Here is a 20,453-nt window from a genome sequence, read left to right as displayed (position 1 = left end):
GTTCTTCCCTCATATTGTGTAGGCTGTGACAACGGATTGCAAGCGTTTACTCTAAAAAGAATCTCCCCTGCTCGCGAGTAAATCGAGTAAAAAAACGCAAAAAAGCAACCCTTCGCCCTAAATTAGGACAAAAGGTTGCTTACCTTTTCCGTATCCACAAAGTCGGTTACAAGGAAAACGAGTTTCCTGTACCGTTTCTTCTATTATAACGGAAAAGAATTAATGTGTCGTGCACAAATTCAGAATACCACGTTCTTCAAGCACACTAACAAGCGTAGATCCCATCTCGGCTGGCGTAGGCGCAACCTTGATACCGCAAGATTCAAGCTTCGCAATTTTTTCCTTAGCCGTACCTTTACCACCAGAAATAATTGCGCCAGCGTGACCCATACGTTTACCTGGAGGAGCTGTAACACCACCAATGAACCCTACAACAGGTTTGGTCATGTTAGCTGCCACCCATTCTGCTGCATCCTCTTCAGCAGTACCACCAATCTCACCAATCATAATGACTGCATGAGTCTGCGGATCTTCATTGAACCGTTTGAGGATATCAATAAACTCAGAGCCCTTAACAGGGTCTCCACCGATTCCGACAGCAGAGGATTGTCCAATACCACGAGTGGTGAGTTGATGTACAGCTTCATACGTCAATGTTCCACTACGGGAAACAACACCAACATGTCCCGGCATATGGATGTATCCTGGCATAATTCCGATTTTACACTCGCCTGGTGTAATGACACCTGGACAGTTAGGGCCGATCAGGACAGTATTTTTACCTTCCATAAAACGGTCTACCTTAACCATATCAAGCACCGGAATACCTTCTGTGATACAGATGACAAGATCCAGCTCTGCATCTACGGCTTCCATGATTGAATCTGCTGCGAATGCTGGGGGAACATAAATGACGCTCGCTGTTGCGCCAGTCGCTTCCTTCGCTTCCTGCACCGTATTGAATACCGGGAGACTCACCACTTGGCCATCTTCCAGTGTGATATCAACATTGGTTCCGCCTTTACCCGGAGTAACACCGCCTACCATCTGGGTTCCGTAGTCCAATGCGCCCTTCGTGTGGAACATTCCCGTTGAACCCGTAATGCCTTGCGTAATGACTTTTGTATTTTTATCAATCAAAATACTCACGTTGCTTCACATCCTTACGGTTATTTTTCAAGTGCCGGACAGCTCCGGTACTAAGGAAGTTTGTTGCACTACTCAGGTGCAATCTTCCCAGGAATGAGCTTACTTCACGAGGGCAACAATTTTCTGTGCACCATCGGCCATGGAGTCAGCTGGTACGATATTTAGGCCGGATTCACCCAAAATACGCTTACCAAGCTCCACGTTCGTTCCTTCAAGACGGACAACCAGTGGTTTCGTAAGTCCAAGCTGCTTCGCAGCTTCAACCACACCATTGGCAATGACATCACAGCGCATGATACCACCGAAAATATTAACGAAGATACCTGCAACTTTAGCATCGGACAGAATAATCTTAAATGCTTCTGTCACTTTCTCCGTTGTCGCACCGCCCCCAACATCTAGGAAGTTGGCTGGGTCGCCTCCATAATATTTGATAATGTCCATCGTTGCCATCGCAAGTCCCGCACCATTAACCATACAGCCGATGTTTCCATCCAGCGCTATGTAGCTGAGGTCGTATTTCGAAGCTTCGATTTCTTTTTCGTCTTCTTCGTCCAGATCACGAAGTTCCAAAATGTCTTTGTGACGGAACAACGCATTGGAGTCAAAATTGAGTTTCGCATCCAGTGCGATAACGTTTCCATCTCCTGTAACAACGAGAGGATTGATCTCAGCGATGGAGCAATCTTTTTCGACAAATGCTTTGTACAACGCAAGCATGAACTTCACAGCTTTGTTAACTAATTCATTCGGAATATTAATGCTGTAAGCCAGTTTACGTGCTTGGAACACTTGCAATCCAATTGCAGGATCAACGATTTCTTTGAAAATTTTCTCAGGTGTAGCTTCAGCCACTTCTTCGATCTCCGTACCGCCCTCTTCGGAAGCCATCATCACGACACGTCCCGTAGCGCGGTCTACAACAACACCCACATAGTATTCTTTGCGGATATCGCATCCTTCTTCAATCAGAAGACGCTTCACTTCTTTACCTTCAGGTCCAGTTTGGTGTGTAACCAGGACTTTCCCCAAAATTTCAGATGCATACGCACGAACCTCATCCGTGCTCTTCGCCACTTTCACACCGCCGGCTTTACCCCGGCCACCTGCGTGAATTTGCGCTTTGACTACAGTCACCGGACTGCCCAGTGCCTCTGCGGCCGCGACCGCTTCATCGACTGTATAAGCAACCTTTCCATTAGGAACGGCAACTCCATACTGTTTCAGTACTTCTTTTCCTTGATATTCATGGATATTCATTCTCGAATCCTCCTATCAACATGACTGCAACAAGGCGGGTTGGTTGACTAACAAAAGACAAATGTTGACTATTTTTACTTAAACCCAATTCATTGTAACACGTTTTTAAAACGCTTTCCTTAAAAAATTAATGGTTAATAGACAGCATTTTGATATGGATATCATCCCATTTAGCGAATGTTTGGATATAAATGGAAAAACCTTCGACTAATATGTCGAAGGTTCGTCATCATTTTGGAGGTTATTTTCTGGACTCTTTCATATTGGTCTCATGCACCTTATGCAAAAGCCCTTTGAACTGTCCTAGCAAAGCCTCAAACTCGGTACTATTCAAACAAGCATCTCCTTGGATGGAGGACGGTATAGCCAAAGCTTTGTTCCGTAATTCCCTACCTGAGTCGGTTAATGTAATAAGCACTTTACGCTCATCCTGCGCTGAGCGTTCACGATGGATGTGACCTGCGGATTGCAAGCGTTTCAGCAGAGGAGTCAACGTCCCCGAATCGAGATAAAGCGCCTCTCCGATTTCTTTCACCGTACATTCTTCACGCTCCCACAGCACCATTAGCACTAAATACTGCGAGTATGTTACACCCAGCACCTCTAGATAAGGCTGGTACATCTTGGTAATTTCTCGTGAACAAGCATATATGGCAAAGCATAATTGGTTATCCAACTTCAATGAATCGTTCTGCATATCTTGATCTCACCTGCCTAATTGTACATTCAATTCCTAATTAAATCCGCATTTTCACGCCTAAGTTAGCTACTTGATGTTGCGAATAATTAGAAACTCTAGATCTATCTTATCACAAATTAGAAAAAAAACAGAATAATTGAGCACAAAGTATTTTACTTTTAGATTTAATCATGTTAAATTAAATTGTATAAAATATAATTGTTTACATAGGAGTGGAATGATATGATGACAATCCAACAAAAAATGTATGAAACGACAGTTAAAGCCGTAGGCGGACGTAACGGTTATGTAGAATCCTCCAGCCCTGAACTTCGACTAGACGTACGTACCCCTAAAGAAATGGGTGGTGCTGGCGGTGAAGGCACGAATCCTGAACAATTATTTGCGGCAGGTTACGCAGCTTGTTTTGACAGTGCACTCAACATGGTAGCTCGTATGCAGAAGATTAAATTGGAAGGTACAGAGGTAACGGCAACAGTTCACTTTGGCAAAGTTGAAGATGGTGGCTTTGGAATCGCGGCTACACTGGACGTTCTAGCCAAAGGTGTAGACAAAGAAACGGCTGCAAAATTAGTCGAAGCTGCTCACCAAGTATGCCCTTATTCCCGTGCAACCCGTGGAAACATTGTTGTTGAACTGAACGTTCTTTAAAACATTAATATTTCATTTGCATGCCTTATATATAATAAGACGTTTGGTTTTCATTCGTAATTCTCTGAGGAATTTCTTGTTGATCTCATAACAATTCAGGAATCAGGAATCTCGTTCGATGTCATCATGACGAACACCTGAGTTGACGCCCTGATTTCTTTTATATAAAATGCATAATAGAAGATGAGGAAGCACCTTAATTCGAAGACTGGCCTGCACTCTGCAGAGTCAAGAACGAAGTGAGGTGTTTTTTTCATTATGTACGGTAAGATACATAGTGCTTGTTTGTACGGAATTGATGGCGTTTTGATTGAGGTCGAAACCGATTTATCAAATGGGTTACCTCAGACATCCATTATTGGACTACCAGATTCAGCCATTCGTGAGGCTGTAGAGCGTGTCCGGGCAGCGATTAAAAATTGTGGTTTCCAGTACCCACTACAGCGAATTACGATTAACCTAGCTCCTGCTGATTTACGAAAAGAAGGCTCTTCCTTTGATCTGGCTATTGCGGTGGGTCTGCTTATCACCAGTGGTCAACTCATGCTCCCTCCACAAGAACGAACGCTGATCCTTGGAGAGCTTGCTCTAGATGGCACGGTGCGTTCAGTACCCGGTATCCTTGCTATGGTTGATCTCGCTAAAAGGGGAGGCTTCACTTCTGTCCTACTGCCAAAGGAGAATCTGGCAGAGGCTGCTCTAATCCGAGGTATTAAGGTGTATGGGATTCAACATCTGCAAGATGTTATACCGCAAAGCGAATCTGGTATAGGTAACACTGTAGAAACAAAAGCAAATAATCAGCCACTCATTTTAAAAGATTACAACCATTTGTTATCGTCAAAGGATGCAATAAAAGTGATCGATCCGGATAAAGCTGGACAACCAGAGGATTGCTCTCTAGAGGACTATCACGACGTATTAGGGCAGCATCATGTGAAACGGGCACTAATGATCGCTGCTGCAGGCATGCATAATATTATGCTTGTTGGTCCACCAGGCACAGGCAAAACGATGCTGATTAAAAGGCTGCCTACCATTCTCCCTCCCCTTTCCGAAGAGGAAGCCCTTGAGGTAACTAAAATTTTAAGCGCTGCAGGTAAGTTAAAAGAAATATCACAAGGGCTCGTCAGCCAAAGGCCATTCCGTTCTCCACATCACACTATCTCAACTTCAGGTTTAATCGGTGGCGGCAGTATTCCGAAGCCTGGTGAAGTAAGTCTGGCTCATCGTGGCATTTTGTTTTTGGATGAGCTGCCTGAGTTCCAACGTCAAGTGTTGGAGGTATTGCGTCAGCCATTGGAGGATCGAACGGTGACGATTAGCCGAGCCAGGGCTGTATTCACGTTTCCTGCGCAGTTTATGCTCGCCTGTTCTATGAACCCGTGTCCATGTGGATATTTATCAGCACAAACCGATGACCTCAGCTGTATCTGTAGTCCTTCCCGTGTCGCAGCATATCGTGCCAAAATATCAGGACCTCTACTTGATCGAATCGATCTACAAGTAGAGGTACCACCCCCAGGTGAATGGCGTAAGGCTGCCCCATCTCTTGGCTCTAATGAGATGCAAGCCAAAGTCATGCACGCTCATCGGCTTCAAGCCAAACGTTACGCACATACACGTGTTCACTGGAATAGCCAGCTTTCTGGAGCATTGCTACGCCGCATGATTGTTCTACCTCAGGAGGCAGAGCAATTGCTGCAAAATACATTACAGGCCATGAATCTAAGCATGCGCGCACATGATCGAATCATGAAGATGGCACAGACGATAGCTGACCTTGAAAATGAGGGTGAAGTGGTCACTGCGCATGTGGCTGAAGCCATTCAATATCGTCAGTTGGATCTTAAAATCTTTTAAAAAGAATGCCGTAATCCACATTGTTAATAGAGGGCGGTATAACTCAAACATTAGAAATAGCCCCATTTACGCCTGCTGATCGATTGAATGAACACACGTTTACGGCCAAAACCTAAGAAAACAAACTGTCCTTAGGGTTATTGTTTCTACCATAAACGGATAAGTTCAACCTATGTAGCATTCCCATGTATTAGGGAAAACAGCGTAAATTGGGGCGATTTGTGTCACCTCATTCTTCACCAAACGTCGACAAAATATATACAACTTTACATAACCTAAGTTATGAAAATCAATTATTCAAATAGAGTCAGCTTGTCTTTTGCCGGTGTACGTTCTTTAGCTGAAGGAATAACATCCGGGTATCCCATATAAATCATGCCAATAATCTTTTCGCCTGCTTCAATACCGAGTGGTTCACGAAATTTGGGAGCATATAGAAATGGTTTCGTTACCCAGAATGTGCCAATCTCTTCACTCCAGGCTGCAAGTAAAAAGTTCTGTACGAGCGCGCTAACCGCAGCAAAATCCTCATCCCAAATGTTTTGGCGCGGGTCCTCTTCCAGTACAACCAACATCACCGCAGGAACCTGCTTAATATTAGCTGAGAATTTATTGTCTTCTCCCATCTCAGCATCAATTGCCTGAGCTAGCTTTTTGCGGCCATCCCCGGTAAATAAAAGGAACCGCCAAGGTTCGCGCAGTTTATGATTAGGAGCCCACACGGCTGCATCTAATAATTCAATAATTTTATCTGTTGGCACCGCGTCTTTTTTGAACTTTTTGACCGTCCGGCGATTTTTAATCGCCTCAATGACCGCGTTTCTTGTCTGAATTGATTTGCTCATCACATAACCTCCTAGGCTTTCTTGTTTAAATTATGGTGTAACAGCTTGTAAACCAAGCATATGATTTGATATAAAACTGCCAACCTGTTAAGTTGCTTCTTCATTATACATCGTTCAGTTCACCAGATTCAAAAAAGCTGACCGTTCTGAGTCTTTTCCTCTTCTGTTACCTATAATCATAAAAAAAGATGCTTTCCATCTTGCTCCCCTCGAAAGGGATACATAGATTAAAAGCACCTCGGTACTCGCGCATATTTAACTGGCAACCATCCTTCTGTTTCTAGCCAAACCCTTTAGTATGAGCCAGCTCCTTCGAAGATACCATTTACAAAATCCATTTTGTTCATTTTCTCCGCATTACCTGCTACATCGGTGCTATAGTACTCCACCAACTTTACGTCATTTGCATAAAATTTAACAGGGCCATTATAGGTCATCCATTCTCCGCCATTGTAACGATATTGCGTTATCTTTACGCCTGATCCGTTAGCTTCATCCGTGGCTTGCAGTCTAAACGTAAACCCAACAATATAAAGCTTTCCATTAATCGTTTCCGTTAATGGCACCAGGCGATATTTGGTTACTGGAGGCTGAACATCTTGGTTTACGCGTAATACAAAATCTACTGTATTATCTCCCGCGGTTAGATCCGCTCTAATGTTATGTTTGGGATATCCAGATGCCTCTACAACAATGGTCGTTGAACCTGTCTGAAGCCGTTTAAGTATATAATTTCCTTGATCATCTGTTGTGACTCGTTGCGTGTACCCACTAACTTTGGCACCTGCAATCGGATTACCGTTTGAATCAACAATCCGTCCTTGGACATGAGCAGCATCCTCCAGTACAACATCGATACGTAACGTTTGACCAGCATCAATGCCTAAACGGTCTTGTAGATAAGGAAGATGATCCTGACTATCGATCCAGATGGCAATATTCGGGTTGTAATCATAGTCGATGCCCGTTACCGTATATCTTCCGTTCGCATCCGTTTGGATGAGACGATCTGTTATACTGGTAACTTTAATTGCAGCACCAGTAACCGGTTGACCTGCTGAATCTGTCACCGTTCCTACAATGGTAGAAGGCTCATACAGACTTACATTGATATTCAAATCATCCCCAGGACTTAGCGTATAACTTTCATATCGCTTATAGGATGCATAGGCAATGAAGCCTTCTGCCTCAACATACAGTTTCAGATCCGTATAATCTTCTACCACTGCTTCAAAGCGATAGTTTCCGTTTTCATCAGCAAGCAGACTGTGTTTGGTCGTATCGCCCCGATAATAAAGCTCATAATCCACTTTGGCATGAGGCACGCTGTAACCTTCTCGATCCGTTATTTTTCCATAAATAATGGCTGGTGGTTGGGCATTATTTTCTTGTGCGGTGGGGGAGACCCCTTCTTGCTCCAATGCGTAAGACGTTCCAGCGTACACAATACTAAGTAAGATCATAAAGAAGCCCAGCATGAACGATCGAGAGATCCATTTAGAACACTTACTCATAAACATGGGTTTCACCTCATTAGTCTTTTTATAGGTCTTGTCATACAGCGGCCAGTCAGTGTTAGCTTGTAAGTAATTCAAGTTTCCAAAATTCTCCGTTCCATACATAATGCCAGAGGCCCCCACCACCACTCAGGGTATGTTGCACCTCCAACACATCCATTTTGGGCGTTTGCCAACAACGCTTAACTTGGCTGTCCATTCTATTTGCTTCTTTTTCCATCTTCCTCTCCTCCTACCTTCAATCTGCTTTTCTGTCATTTCCCACGATATATGATACAATTTGTATCATTCAATTACAATATGAAATTCACTGCACATAACCAAAACTCTAACAATAACTCAATCAGGATAGATGTTGGAATTAGACCGAGGCAGATCGAAGAAGTATTACAAATCTAAAATTCGGATCCTATTGATTGGAACCAATAGAAAGATGGGGTATAGTCTATCAACAAAACAGACTTCACTACCACGACGATGTTCGTGGCAATAAAGTCTGTTTTCATCTCTATTATTTGGGTGTACTTAGAACTCCCGGAGGAATAGATTTTACCAAATTTACGTATCGAGTCTAAAAAATTTCGCAATCTTCATACTGAGTACTTCAAAAGAACGTGACACAGCAGGAGCGAAAAGCCGGTGAGCGATGCCTTTAAGTGAGATTGAAGCGGCACTAAAACGCATTGACAATATGTTCTAGGGAAATTGCTTCTCCAGTCGCATCTTGCATCACTGCAATAACATCAAAGCGGATTTGCCGATGCAGCTCTCCAGTCCTTTGCATATACACTGCCGCTGTTGAACGAACCTGTTGCACCTTACGGGAATCAACCGATTCCTGTGGTGTACCGTATCTCCCTACGCCGCTTCTACTTCGGACTTCAACAAAAATGACGAGTTCTTCAAACGTAGCAACAATATCGATCTCCCCACTACGACAACGCCAGTTCTGGGCTACGATCTCGTAATCATGTTCTTGTAGCCACCGACAAGCTGCTTGCTCGCCTAATTTTCCTTTTTGTTGACGTGTAAGCCTAGGGGCAAATTGATGTTCTGGTATATGATCTACCAATCGTTCTGTTCCTCCCGTCCAGAAGCCATTCGATCAGCTTTATAAATGTAGGTTAATACCTCTGCTACTAACTGATATAGTTCCGCCGGTATCTGTTCATCTAGATCCAGCTTAGAGAGCACCTCTACCAGAGCGGCATCTTCTTGAACAGGCACACCATTTTCCTTGGCTTTATCCAGAATGGCTTCTGCCACTTTGCCACGACCTTTGGCCACGACAACAGGCGCTTCTGTTTCCCCTGGTACATATTTTAAGGCAACAGCCTTTTTGGAAAGCAGATCCGGCTGCGGCTCATCTTTCATATTTTAAAGTCCACCCCTTTGTACCGTTCAGGGCTATAATCCGACGCATTAATTTTACGTTCTGCACCAGGTTCCTGGCCTACCGGCCAAGGTTCTGTTTTAAAGGTCAGCAGTTGGTAGCCTAGTCTATCCAGAGCCGTATGAATGACTTCACGCCCACTTTCGAGTAGCGGCCCCATGCCTTCCCGATCATTAAGCACACGCAGACTGACTATATTGTTGACGACATGCACATCCACTAACGTTGGCCCCAAACTCTTCATATCTAAGTCAAACCATAAACGACAGTTGGATGCATCCAGTTCGCCACGCTGGCCTCTGCGAGATTGAATCTGAACTGAAGCGGTCTCTTCTCCATCGGGACCCGTAATTGGAATGAACCAATGCATCTGGGCAAAGGTAGAGCTTCGATCGGTTGTCAGCAGTAATTGCTGACCCGTTAAATATTGCACAGCCTGCCCGGCGGCATCTTTGAGTGCCGCCGGGGCATTGTCGCTGCTGGCTAACTGCAGCAGCAAGCCCTTCAGCGTGTCCGAGGTTCCCGGACTCGCCACGTCGCCCACGCGCGCTTGCACAGCTGCGCCGTGCACTGCCTGCTGCTCGTGCTCTGCACCGAGCAGCTTCAACACACGCCCCACCCACGGGTCTCCACCGTGGGTGACGGGCGCTGCCGCAGCACCTGCAGGAGCTGCGGCAGTTCCACCAGCTGGCGGCGTATCAGCGCCGGCTGGAACCTGCTGCGGCACGCCTCCGGCAGCCGCAGCGGCTTGGCCGCCCTGCGATGCAGGGGCGGCCTGGGCTGCCGCACCCGGCTGTGCCGGTGCGGCAGTGGATGCGCTGCGCAGCGCATCCAGCAGCGCCAGCAGCTTAGGCGCAAGCTCCGCTGCGCTTGCTGCTGCTGGCGCCGCCTGCGCGGCTGCGGGCGTTGCACTCGCAGCCGCAGGCGTAGCCTCAGCGCTGCCGGCAGTTCGCCCGGCAGCGCCTGCTTCTGGCTGTCCCGCGATTGCGCGGCCAGCCATAGGATCAGCCGCCCCTGATGCACCTGGACGGCTCTGACCCACAGAGCCCGCTTCAGCACCACGCGGGCTCTCCCCAGGTATTCCGGTTCCCGCTGGAATACCTGCTCCTTGCTTGCCAGCCGTCTCCACTTGACTGGCTCCCGCCTTCACACCAGCAGCCTCCGTAGCGTTACCGGTGCCTGCTGCTGGCGGTTGCCCGGTCGCCTTTGATGGGGCTCCCGCCTCTTCTGCTGCGCCATCAGTCATAACAGGGGTTCCCCCAATTGCAACAGGTGCCTGTCCTGCTCCATTCGTTGCTGCCAAAGGACGCCCTGCACCAGCAGGCAATGCAGCATCTTCTGCTGGCAGGCTTCCCGTCACGGGCATGGCCACTCCCTGGCTAATCGCTGTCTTCGCCGCACCAACTTGTTCTCCCGTCGTTGCAGCCGATTTGCCTGCCTGTTGCGTGAGAAAGGATTCCAACTGATCTGCAAGTCCGTTTAACAATTGATGCAAGGGTGGACCAAACACTGCCTGATGTAACCCTTTAACCGTCTCCGCTGTAATGGGAAGCCCCCGCTGGAAAGCAATTCCCGTCGATTGCACCCATTCCTCCACCGGAACCTGTGCTGGCTTAGCTGTCATCATATTTTGAACCATAGCGACATTATCCTTAGTCAGAGGTAGTCCACTGCGCTGCATAGCCAGTAACAATTCACGATTCCCTTTCGTATCTGACAAGCCTACTTCTTGAAGCAGGTTGTTCAACGATGCTTGAGGCAGTTCCGACAGCGTATTAGCCAGCGGTTTCATCACAGTGACGCCATTCTCTCCCTGTGGCTGTACCTGAAGCAACGTGGTTTCCCCTGGGCGCAGAGGCGTCTCAAGCTTAGCCCTCACCTGTACTCCCTGTATTTGTAGAACGGCATCTCCGCCATCATCTGACACACTAAGAACAGATCCACGTACCACCTGACCTTCTTTCAATTCAAGAGGTTTGGCTTCGCCTGGTTTATTGTCTCCGAGTAGCCCTCGAATCATTGAGCTGATATTCACGACTTTCCCTCCTCTCGTCTGAACAACATCCGTTCAACTAAAGTTAGTTGAACGGATGTTGATTAAAATAACGTTTGTTGCTCCCCTAACAAATTCCCTAGGAAACTAAGGCGATGCATAGGTGTTGCTCCCAAAGCCATGATCTGTTCCCGATGAAATTTTGTAGCGTAGCCTTTATGTATCGACAGACCATAATCCGGATATAACGTCTCCCATTCTTCCTTGCACAGTCGATCCCGGGTCACCTTTGCGATAATGGATGCTGCAGCAATGGACTGACTATTGGCATCTCCTTTAATGATTGACATCTGAGGTATAGTCACATCGACCTTTTCCGCATCTACGAAGAGATAGTCAGGTCGAACCCCAAGCCCTTCCACTGCCCGCTTCATCGCCAGACGAGTCGCTTGTTTAATATTAAGATGGTCAATCTCTTTTGCATCCGCAAAACCAACACCGACGGATATCGCTTTTTCCATAATGAGTTCAAACAACATATCGCGTTTTTTCTCCGACAGCTTTTTGGAATCATTCACACCTTCTAGAATGAGATCCCGAGGTAAAATGACCGCTGCCGCCACCACATCTCCAAACAAGCATCCCCGACCGACTTCATCAATGCCCGCAATATGTTCGAATCCACTCTCCCAATAGTCTCGCTCATATCTCAGCAGATCTTGTAGTTCAGCAACCACTTTTTCTTTTTTCTTCTTTGGTTTATCCAGCACTTCTAACTGAATAAGTTCAACTTCTTTATCGTTATGAGTCATCTTGCCTTCATCCCCTCTACCCATGCTTGCAATAACGTATTTATCAGATTCATACAGATTTAAATTGGCTTTTCAATTAAAATATTAGAGTTACTGAACCATACATGTTCACCAACGACATTTAATTTAGTAGACAACTTGTTACATAATAATGGTATAGAAATAAGAAATAGATTGAATCAATTTCATAATACCTATAGCTGCTTCAATCAAGGCGAGATATAGATCAAAACGGTTCAATTTGTCTTTATCTCGTTTCATCAATCCATTTTTAATGAGTTATGAAATTGATTCGATTTATTATTTTTATCGGCATTTGTTTATTTAAATTGAAGATATTTTGCATCCGTCCTTGTGCGTTTACTTCACCATTCATCATACCATGATTCGTTTTGTCCTCATATACATATGACGCAATCTGAGCAATGCAAGTTCTTACTCAAAATCTTCCAAATAACGCCCTTTTGTAAATACTTGTGGACGAAGTTATCTCATAGATCTAGCTTTTTAAAATAAGTCATGCCTCTATTTCCTATTAATTCGCCTCTCCCTATTATCACGTAAATGGTTTAGTGAATTAGATCTCCCGCTTATTGTATACAAAAAAAGCGGCCGCTCCCGGTAATCCGGTAACGGCCGCTTCTTTCGGCACTTGTTCCATAGAAGAAGACTGAGTATACAGTTCATCTTCCTATAATATATTGATTAATATGGAGCTTCCATTGAGAAGCGTCCCATCTTGCCAGCACGCAGTTCACGCAAAAAGGCTCTTGATGCCTTTTCAAGGTCAACACGCCCTCCGCTTACAATACAACCACGAATGCGTCCAACCTTTTCCATAATTGCAATGACACTGTCTGAATCATCTGCATCCTTGGAAAAATCCTCAAGTCCGTAACGCTCTTCAAGAGCATCCCAATAATAACGCATTAAATAACTAATCGCAAAATAGGCAATATCCTCGGCATTCAAAATTTCTTCTTTGATGGCACCGGTTACCGCAAGGCGATAACCTACGTTCTGATCTTCGAACTTCGGCCACAGAATACCAGGGGTATCCAGCAGTTCCATCTCTTTGCCTACCTTGATCCACTGTTGCCCCTTCGTCACACCCGGGCGATCCCCTGTCAGTGCAATACTACGGCCTGCCAGTCGATTAATCAGCGTCGATTTACCCACGTTTGGAATACCTACAATCAATCCACGAACCGCACGAGGGTTAACCCCTTTAGCTAGCTGGCGATCAATTTTTTCTTTTAGAAGAAGCTTCGCCTGTACAGGAATGTCTTTTACATTCGTGCCTGTTGAAGCATCTACAGGAAAAGCAGTTATTCCCTCTTTTTTGAAATAGTCAATCCATTCTTGCGTCACTTTGGCATCTGCCAAATCAGACTTATTCAACAGAATCATACGGGGTTTCCCCTGCAATATTTCGTCAATCATCGGATTACGGCTGGAGACAGGCAGACGGGCATCCAACAGTTCGATGACCACGTCAATGAGCTTCAACTTATCCTGAATCTGGCGTCTGGCTCGGGTCATATGACCTGGAAACCATTGTATCGTCACCTTGTCCTCACCTCTTTATCATTCTAATCTAAGACAGTCCTTCTTACGATAAGCTCTGCCTTAATATTCTCGTTATCAATCACATTACATAGTCTGCCATAAGTCCAGCATCACTATTAATGGTTAATCCATTTAATATTACCGATCGGCCAGAATATTACATCGGCACGACCGATGATATCCTCTAGAGATACATAACCAATCATACGGCTATCTGTACTGTTAGGACGATTGTCTCCCATTACAAACACATGTCCTGGTGGCACTTTACCATCCGGGAATTGATCATTCGGGAAATCCTTCACGTTATACGTTCCGCCATTTGCTTCTGCGGCATCAATCGCACCTTGAATATAAGTCTCATTGACTTTTTGACCATTGACTGTTACCGTATCATCATTTACCTCTACTGTGTCACCTTCTACTGCAATAACTCGTTTAATGAAATCTCGACCTTCGGACGGTACGTGGAAGACAATAACTTCGCCACGCTTCGGCTCTCGAATATCGTATAATATTTCATTAACAATGACACGTTCACCTGTTTCAAAATTCGGCTGCATCGACGGACCGTCTACGACAAATGGCTTAAATAACAACCAACGAATCAAAATAACGAGCACTAATGCGATAACAATGGCTTTAAGCCACTCGACAATTTCATTTTTAGCTTTTTTGGATCGACTGTCTTTTTCATCGACAGCATTGCCTTGGTTTGGTTGAACTTCATGTTCCATCACTGATCTTCCTCTCTTCACGGTACATGTTTATAGCAGCTTGCAAATCCAGATTTTTGCATCATTCCATTCCCATCCAGATCGAAACAAATACAAAATAAACTCATCAGTTATGTAATCTATACGCCAGCATTTTGCATAACTCGATTCCACTTGTTCTCGGAAACGATAATTAAGACGGGCAGATACTCCCGTGTAAGCCAATGTGAAGACGAATGACTCTTTTTCACAACTCACTAAAAATGTAATCTTTGGTAATTATAAGTCGCTCATTGGATTTATGCAAAATGCTCACACAAGAACTCCGTACATTCAAACCACAATTAAATGACATCAATAACTGATTAATTCAAACCTCCCGGACTAACTCTTACGTGTGCCGCCATACCATTTTACTCGGAAGTATACCTCCGGTTCAACTTTTCCCAGACAAAAACGAAAAGGGCTTGTCTCCAAGCCCTCCCCGGTATCCGTTATATTAACGAATTTCTTTAATTCTCGCTGCTTTACCGCGTAGTTCACGAAGATAATAAAGCTTCGCACGACGCACTTTACCACGGCGAGCCACTTCGATTCTATCGATTTTTGGGGAATGAAGCGGGAAAGCTCTTTCCACACCTACACCGTAAGAAATTTTACGAACTGTAAAAGTCTCACTGATTCCACCACCACGGCGTTTAATCACAACACCTTCGAACAATTGGATACGCTCACGAGTTCCCTCGATTACCTTAACGTGCACTTTCAAAGTGTCACCAGGACGAAAACTCGGAATATCTTTGCGAAGTTGTTCTTGTGTAATCGCTTGAACGATATTCATCTATGACTCCCTCCTTCCGTACAGGCGTTCATACTTCTTCCAGAGATCACCTTGTCTCCTTCATTATCCATAGAGGACCGCCGTATTCCACACAACAGACTTATTGTATCATGTAGCATATCAAAACACAAGATAAATGTATCAGGTTATTTGTGCTCTGACTATGAACCAATAACTGTTGCCAAATATATAACCAAGTATCCATTGATCACTTCACTTTTATAATCTCTATTGAAAAATAATAATCCCCGCTGAGTGATACTGGTTCACTTCCTCTGGCGTAGATAATTGAAAATAAGCAATTCCAGTGACAGCCGATAATAATATGCACACAACCGTAATTATACCTTTTTGGCGACTTTTCATGATTCTCATGATCTCCCTTATGACAGCTCTGCTATACCAATAGACACATTCCCAAGATTAAAAAAATGCTTAATAATCAGATTCGCGGAACAAAGTCAACCCTGCAACCGGCTAAGATACTGTAACTTCCACGCGGCCATGTTCGTCTATGATATATAGGGCTAGTTATGCCATGAATTATACTGATATTTTTTTATAAGGAGAACCACGATCGTATGAAATGGAAAAAATGTTTGCTTGTTACTCTAGCTGTACTTACCTGTCTGACCACGGTGTATGTCTATGCCGTTAATCATCCCTCCAACGCCTTAGCACACAAAGCCTGCACATCATGGGATATGGTGAAACGTGAAGTGTTCTCATTATCCCACTCCGAATATAACAGCGTACCTACTCTTGATGCCACTACATTTCAAGTTGCGCCAGGTACTGCCACAGAAGTTCCTGTATTGATGTATCATTACATAGAACCTCATATGGACGCTCTGAAGAAACAAAACAAATCCATGATTAGTCTGCAAGACTTTGAAGAAAACATGAAATACTTACATGACGAAGGTTACCATACGATCACACTTGAAGAGCTGGAAGACTACGTTAATGGACGAATTTCATTACCTTCCAAATCGATTGTAATCACCTTTGATGATGGTTACCAGAACAACTATACACTTGCCTATCCTGTTCTCAAGAAGTATGATTTCCACGCTTCCATTTTTGTGATTGGAAACAAGATTCAGGATCAGCCTTCTGTATTCGACTCAAGCAAAGATACGTTCTTATCCAAACCAGAGATGACAGCCGGTTCAGATGTATTTGAATACAACAGTCACACCTACAATTTGCATCATAAAGGTTTCATGCGATGTGGTCAGCTCGTTCCCGCTGGTCTCGATACTAGCCTCCTCAGCGATGATATTCAGCAGATGAAGCAGACAGGCATTGATACACCTTATATCGCTTATCCTTTTGGTTATACCAGTACACAGATGATCTACCATTTGCAGCAAAATGGCTACCGCATGGCCTTTACCATTGTCCAAGGAATGGTGAAGCCTGGTGCCGACTTAATGAGGCTTCCACGTCTTACCGTGACTACTGGCACGGATCTACCTGCATTGCTGCAATCCAGTTCAAGTCAAGATGCTGAATTGGTTACTGAGGCGAACTAAAAGTCAACACATTGAAGCATGTGTACAGATAAAGGCCTAGCTATACCGCCATTACGGCTGTAGCTAGGCCTTTTTCTACTCTGATTTCTCTTTTTTCAAACGAACCTCTTCTAACCAAAGTCGTTCTTTATCCGTCAACTCCGCATTTTCCAGCATATCAGGTCTGCGCTCCAAAGTACGTAGCAGAGACTGCTCCCGGCGCCATGCATCGATATTCAGATGATGACCTGATAACAACACGTCTGGCACCTTCATGCCTCTAAACTCTGGTGGACGTGTATAATGCGGATACTCCAGCAGTCCTGTGCTGAACGAGTCAGTCACTGCGCTCGTTTCGTTGCCGAGTACACCTGGAATCAAACGTACCACACTATCAATCGCAACCATGGCTGGTAGTTCTCCACCCGTCAACACATAATCGCCAATGGACAATTCATCCGTAACCAGAAATTCACGAATACGCTCATCATAACCTTCATAATGTCCACATATAAAAATAAGATGATCCTCTTGCACAAGCTCTTCCGCCTTCTGCTGTGTGAACGTCTCCCCTTGTGGACACATCAAAATAATACGTGGTGCCTTCATCGTAGGCATAGTAACCTCTTCACGCTGATTAAGGATATCCTCCACGGCAGCAAAGATCGGATCAGGCTTCAACACCATACCGCCTCCGCCCCCATATGGCGTATCATCTACTGTGTTATGCTTATTGGTAGCATAATTACGGAAGTTAACCGCATTTAGAGAAACAAGTCCTTTAGTCTGAGCTTTACCGAGAATACTCGTCCCGAATACACCATCGAACATTTCCGGGAACAAAGTTAATACATCTACTTTCATGCTACAGCAGCCCTTCCATAAGGTGAATCTTAACCAGTTTCTCCTTTACATCCACATGGAGCACGACATCATCAATTACCGGAATTAGAACTTCCTTACCTGCTGGTGTTTTGACTACCCATACGTCATTGGCACCCGGCGTTAGGATTTCGGAGATCGTTCCGAGTGTATCTCCCTCTTCCGTTATGACAGTACATCCTACAATCTGATGGAAGTAGTATTCGTTCTCGTCGAGTTCGGCCAAATCTTCTTTGGATACTTTAGCCATCCCGCCTTTGAACTTTTCCACTTCATTAATGTTTCCGAACTCTTTCAAACGAACAATATACATATTTTTATGCAGTCGTGCAGATTCTACATGCACTAAGATCGGATGATTATCCGTTGTAAAGAAATATAGTTCTGCATTATTAGCAAACCGTACTTCCGGGAAATCCGTCAACGGCATGATTTTCAACTCTCCACGAATGCCATGAGTGTTTACAATTTTACCTACGTTCATAAATTCTGCCATACAATCCTCCTACGAAATTCAATCAAAATGATAGCTGATCCCACACACACTGCGCAGTCAGAAACATCTTACGATCGCTGTTATCCCCGGATTTCTTTGATTAAATTTTCAAAAAGGTTGATATCCGGTGCTAAAGGCGAACACTTCGTTTCTTTAGATTTTTTTCTGCCCGCTCCGTCAGGGTGTAATCCTCAAAATAATTTTAATTCTGAATTTTATTAAACAATTATAAGTTCAGCATGCACGAAAAGGGGCTAGGACATGCATCCTAACCCCCTTTCGTATATCTTTAAGATATGATATCTACGGTAACCCGTTTATCCATCTTAACTGCTGCTGATGTGACGACTGTACGGAGAGACTTTGCGATACGTCCCTGTTTACCAATAACCTTCCCAACATCGTCAGGATGCACGGTTAACTCATACACGACAAGCCGGTCTTTCTCAACCGTCCGAACCGTCACATCTTCCGGATGATCGACCAAAGCCTTAGCAATTACACTTACTAATTCTTCCATAGATGACCCTCCGAATCAGCACCTTATTTAGATAGTTTAGACTCGTGGAACTTCTTCATCACGCCCGCTTTGCTCAGCAAGTTGCGGACAGTGTCAGATGCTTGCGCACCATTTTGAAGCCATTGCAATGCTTTATCTTCATCGATCTTAACAACAGCCGGTTGTTCAACCGGGTTGTAGTAACCGATCTCCTCGATAAAACGACCGTCACGTGGGGAACGGGAATCCGATACCACTACGCGGTAGAAAGGAGCTTTGTGAGCACCCATACGTTTCAGACGAATACGAACTGCCATTTGAAAATTCACCTCCTTCAATGAAATCTGATTATTACTTCAACTCAGGTAGATCAACGGAAAGGAAACTTCATTCCTTTGCCTAATCCTTTGAGTTGCTTCATCGCTTTATTTTTGCCGCCTTTAGGTCCCATCATATCCGAGAACTGTTTCATCATGCGGCGCATTTCATCAAACTGCTTGATCAGTCGGTTAACTTCAGCCAGAGATGTTCCGCTACCCGTAGCAATCCGTTTCCGGCGGCTATGATTAATCATGTCCGGGTTACGTTTCTCTTCTGTTGTCATCGAGTACACAATCGCCTCAATTCGACCCATCTGCTTGTCATCAACTTTCAGATCTTTCGCTTGTTTCATCTTGCCCATGCCAGGAATCATATCCATGATCTGATCAATTGGTCCAAGCTTTTTCACTTGATCCATCTGCTCAAGGAAATCCTCAAACGTAAATTCAGCATTACGCATCTTACGTTCCATTTCCTTTGCCTTCTCTGTGTCGATGTTCGACTGTGCTTTCTCAATTAGAGAGAGCATATCCCCCATGCCGAGAATCCGTGAAGCCATCCGTTCCGGATGGAAAGGCTCAAGTGCATCCAGCTTCTCACCAAGAGAAGCAAATTTGATTGGGCAACCCGTAACGGCTTTGACAGAAAGCGCCGCACCACCACGAGTATCTCCATCCAGTTTTGTCAGTACAACACCGGTTAGATCAAGTTGCTTGTTAAAGTGTTCTGCCACATTAACAGCATCTTGTCCTGTCATACTATCTACAACAAGCAGAACCTCATCCGGGTTAACTACACTATGGATCTGACGAAGTTCTTCCATCAGTTCTTCATCTACGTGCAAACGACCTGCGGTATCAATGATAACATAATCATTGCCGTTATCCTTTGCATGCTGTAATCCCTGACGTGCAATCTCTACCGGGCTTGTCTGATCTCCCAGTGTGAATACAGGTGCTTTGATCTGTTCACCAAGCACTTGCAACTGCTTAATCGCTGCAGGACGATAAATATCTCCCGCTACAAGCAATGGTCTGCTATTTTGCTTTTGCAGCATCTTAGCGAGTTTACCGGATGTTGTCGTTTTACCAGCACCCTGTAAACCAACCATCATCAGAACCGTTGGAGGCTTATTCGCTTTAGCCAGCTTCGACTGACTTCCACCCATCAAGTCCGTGAGTTCCTTGTTTACGATGTCGATAATCACCATTCCTGGTGTGAAGCTATCCATCACTTCTTTACCGACAGCCTTTTCTTTCACCTTGGCGATGAATTCCTTGACCACTTTGAAGTTTACATCCGCTTCAAGCAATGCCAGACGCACCTCGCGCATCGCTTCGGCAACATCTTCATCAGACACCTTGCCTTTGCCGCGCAGTTTACTGAACACATTCTGCAATCGGGTCGTTAATCCTTCAAATGCCATGAT

Annotated in this window: 22 protein-coding genes; 3 read left to right on the top strand and 19 right to left on the bottom strand. The window is 44.8% G+C overall.

The features are described from left to right. Positions 1-219 precede the first annotated feature (219 nt). From sucD to J2T19_RS06705, 3 genes are all read right to left on the bottom strand, one after another. On the bottom strand, positions 220-1,149 hold the full coding sequence (sucD, locus tag J2T19_RS06715; RefSeq protein ID WP_056700558.1) for a succinate--CoA ligase subunit alpha: 930 nt from the start codon (positions 1,147-1,149) through the stop codon (positions 220-222). 99 nt (positions 1,150-1,248) lie between these two features. Next, positions 1,249-2,409: an ADP-forming succinate--CoA ligase subunit beta gene (gene sucC / locus J2T19_RS06710; RefSeq protein ID WP_056700556.1), complete on the bottom strand. Its 1,161-nt coding sequence runs from the start codon at positions 2,407-2,409 to the stop codon at positions 1,249-1,251. A gap of 241 nt (positions 2,410-2,650) precedes the next feature. Next, positions 2,651-3,106, bottom strand: a complete 456-nt coding sequence (locus J2T19_RS06705; protein ID WP_056700555.1) for a MarR family winged helix-turn-helix transcriptional regulator — start codon at positions 3,104-3,106, stop codon at positions 2,651-2,653. Between the two features lie 225 nt (positions 3,107-3,331). Here J2T19_RS06705 and J2T19_RS06700 point away from each other — a divergent pair, with 225 nt between their 5' ends. Together J2T19_RS06700 and J2T19_RS06695 are read left to right on the top strand one after the other, a co-directional pair. Then, positions 3,332-3,760 (top strand): organic hydroperoxide resistance protein, encoded by a 429-nt coding sequence (locus tag J2T19_RS06700; protein ID WP_307214232.1) that lies wholly within the window; start codon positions 3,332-3,334, stop codon positions 3,758-3,760. A 258-nt stretch (positions 3,761-4,018) separates the two neighbouring features. Next, positions 4,019-5,623 carry a YifB family Mg chelatase-like AAA ATPase gene (locus J2T19_RS06695; protein WP_307214231.1) on the top strand — a complete coding sequence of 535 codons (1,605 nt, stop codon included), beginning with the start codon at positions 4,019-4,021 and terminating at the stop codon, positions 5,621-5,623. A gap of 293 nt (positions 5,624-5,916) precedes the next feature. Here J2T19_RS06695 and J2T19_RS06690 read toward each other — a convergent pair whose 3' ends face one another. The 11 genes from J2T19_RS06690 to J2T19_RS06640 form a co-directional block, all read right to left on the bottom strand. Continuing rightward, positions 5,917-6,468 (bottom strand): nitroreductase family protein, encoded by a 552-nt coding sequence (locus J2T19_RS06690; RefSeq protein WP_307214230.1) that lies wholly within the window; start codon positions 6,466-6,468, stop codon positions 5,917-5,919. Between the two features lie 293 nt (positions 6,469-6,761). After that, positions 6,762-7,982: a carboxypeptidase-like regulatory domain-containing protein gene (locus J2T19_RS06685; RefSeq protein ID WP_307214229.1), complete on the bottom strand. Its 1,221-nt coding sequence runs from the start codon at positions 7,980-7,982 to the stop codon at positions 6,762-6,764. Positions 7,983-8,043: 61 nt separating this feature from the next. Then, on the bottom strand, positions 8,044-8,205 hold the full coding sequence (locus tag J2T19_RS06680; RefSeq protein ID WP_307214228.1) for a hypothetical protein: 162 nt from the start codon (positions 8,203-8,205) through the stop codon (positions 8,044-8,046). A 453-nt stretch (positions 8,206-8,658) separates the two neighbouring features. Then, positions 8,659-9,057: a YraN family protein gene (locus J2T19_RS06675; RefSeq protein ID WP_307214227.1), complete on the bottom strand. Its 399-nt coding sequence runs from the start codon at positions 9,055-9,057 to the stop codon at positions 8,659-8,661. Further along, positions 9,051-9,359 (bottom strand): EscU/YscU/HrcU family type III secretion system export apparatus switch protein, encoded by a 309-nt coding sequence (locus tag J2T19_RS06670; RefSeq protein ID WP_056700545.1) that lies wholly within the window; start codon positions 9,357-9,359, stop codon positions 9,051-9,053. The genes J2T19_RS06675 and J2T19_RS06670 overlap by 7 nt, the downstream gene beginning before the upstream one ends. Continuing rightward, positions 9,356-11,413, bottom strand: a complete 2,058-nt coding sequence (locus tag J2T19_RS06665) for a TP0910 N-terminal domain-containing protein (protein WP_307214226.1) — start codon at positions 11,411-11,413, stop codon at positions 9,356-9,358. The genes J2T19_RS06670 and J2T19_RS06665 overlap by 4 nt, the downstream gene beginning before the upstream one ends. Positions 11,414-11,475: 62 nt before the next feature. Continuing rightward, positions 11,476-12,183: a ribonuclease HII gene (rnhB, locus tag J2T19_RS06660; protein WP_307214225.1), complete on the bottom strand. Its 708-nt coding sequence runs from the start codon at positions 12,181-12,183 to the stop codon at positions 11,476-11,478. A 705-nt stretch (positions 12,184-12,888) separates the two neighbouring features. After that, on the bottom strand, positions 12,889-13,752 hold the full coding sequence (gene ylqF, locus J2T19_RS06655) for a ribosome biogenesis GTPase YlqF (protein ID WP_145046271.1): 864 nt from the start codon (positions 13,750-13,752) through the stop codon (positions 12,889-12,891). A 116-nt stretch (positions 13,753-13,868) separates the two neighbouring features. Continuing rightward, the gene (gene lepB / locus J2T19_RS06650; RefSeq protein WP_307214224.1) at positions 13,869-14,489 is read right to left on the bottom strand and encodes a signal peptidase I; all 621 of its coding nucleotides are present in this window, start codon (positions 14,487-14,489) and stop codon (positions 13,869-13,871) included. Between the two features lie 478 nt (positions 14,490-14,967). Then, a complete protein-coding gene (gene rplS, locus J2T19_RS06645) occupies positions 14,968-15,309 on the bottom strand; it encodes a 50S ribosomal protein L19 (protein ID WP_024630190.1) in 342 nt (113 codons plus the stop codon). Positions 15,310-15,537: 228 nt separating this feature from the next. Next, positions 15,538-15,675: a hypothetical protein gene (locus J2T19_RS06640; protein ID WP_307214223.1), complete on the bottom strand. Its 138-nt coding sequence runs from the start codon at positions 15,673-15,675 to the stop codon at positions 15,538-15,540. 215 nt (positions 15,676-15,890) lie between these two features. On the opposite strand from J2T19_RS06640, the gene J2T19_RS06635 reads away from it, so the two are divergent. After that, entirely contained in the window at positions 15,891-16,847 is a 957-nt protein-coding gene (locus J2T19_RS06635; RefSeq protein WP_307214222.1) for a polysaccharide deacetylase family protein, read from the top strand. Positions 16,848-16,922: 75 nt separating this feature from the next. Here J2T19_RS06635 and trmD read toward each other — a convergent pair whose 3' ends face one another. The 5 genes from trmD to ffh all read right to left on the bottom strand — a co-directional run bounded on the left by trmD (position 16,923) and on the right by ffh (position 20,450). Beyond that, positions 16,923-17,690, bottom strand: coding sequence for a tRNA (guanosine(37)-N1)-methyltransferase TrmD (gene trmD, locus J2T19_RS06630; protein ID WP_307214221.1), 768 nt, complete (start codon positions 17,688-17,690; stop codon positions 16,923-16,925). A 1-nt stretch (position 17,691) separates the two neighbouring features. Next, positions 17,692-18,204, bottom strand: coding sequence for a ribosome maturation factor RimM (rimM, locus tag J2T19_RS06625; RefSeq protein ID WP_307214220.1), 513 nt, complete (start codon positions 18,202-18,204; stop codon positions 17,692-17,694). Positions 18,205-18,493: 289 nt separating this feature from the next. Next, positions 18,494-18,724 carry a KH domain-containing protein gene (locus J2T19_RS06620; RefSeq protein WP_056700529.1) on the bottom strand — a complete coding sequence of 77 codons (231 nt, stop codon included), beginning with the start codon at positions 18,722-18,724 and terminating at the stop codon, positions 18,494-18,496. Positions 18,725-18,747: 23 nt separating this feature from the next. Beyond that, positions 18,748-19,020: a 30S ribosomal protein S16 gene (gene rpsP / locus J2T19_RS06615; RefSeq protein WP_056700527.1), complete on the bottom strand. Its 273-nt coding sequence runs from the start codon at positions 19,018-19,020 to the stop codon at positions 18,748-18,750. Positions 19,021-19,073: 53 nt separating this feature from the next. Continuing rightward, complete coding sequence (ffh, locus tag J2T19_RS06610; RefSeq protein ID WP_128101377.1) at positions 19,074-20,450, bottom strand: signal recognition particle protein; 1,377 nt, start codon at positions 20,448-20,450, stop codon at positions 19,074-19,076. Between the last annotated feature and the right edge of the window lie 3 nt (positions 20,451-20,453).

The sequence above is a fragment of the Paenibacillus tundrae genome, from assembly GCF_030812775.1.
Taxonomy (GTDB): domain Bacteria; phylum Bacillota; class Bacilli; order Paenibacillales; family Paenibacillaceae; genus Paenibacillus; species Paenibacillus tundrae_A.
The sequence above is the reverse complement of the archived record's forward strand: the minus strand, read 5'-3'. Positions and strand labels throughout refer to the sequence as shown.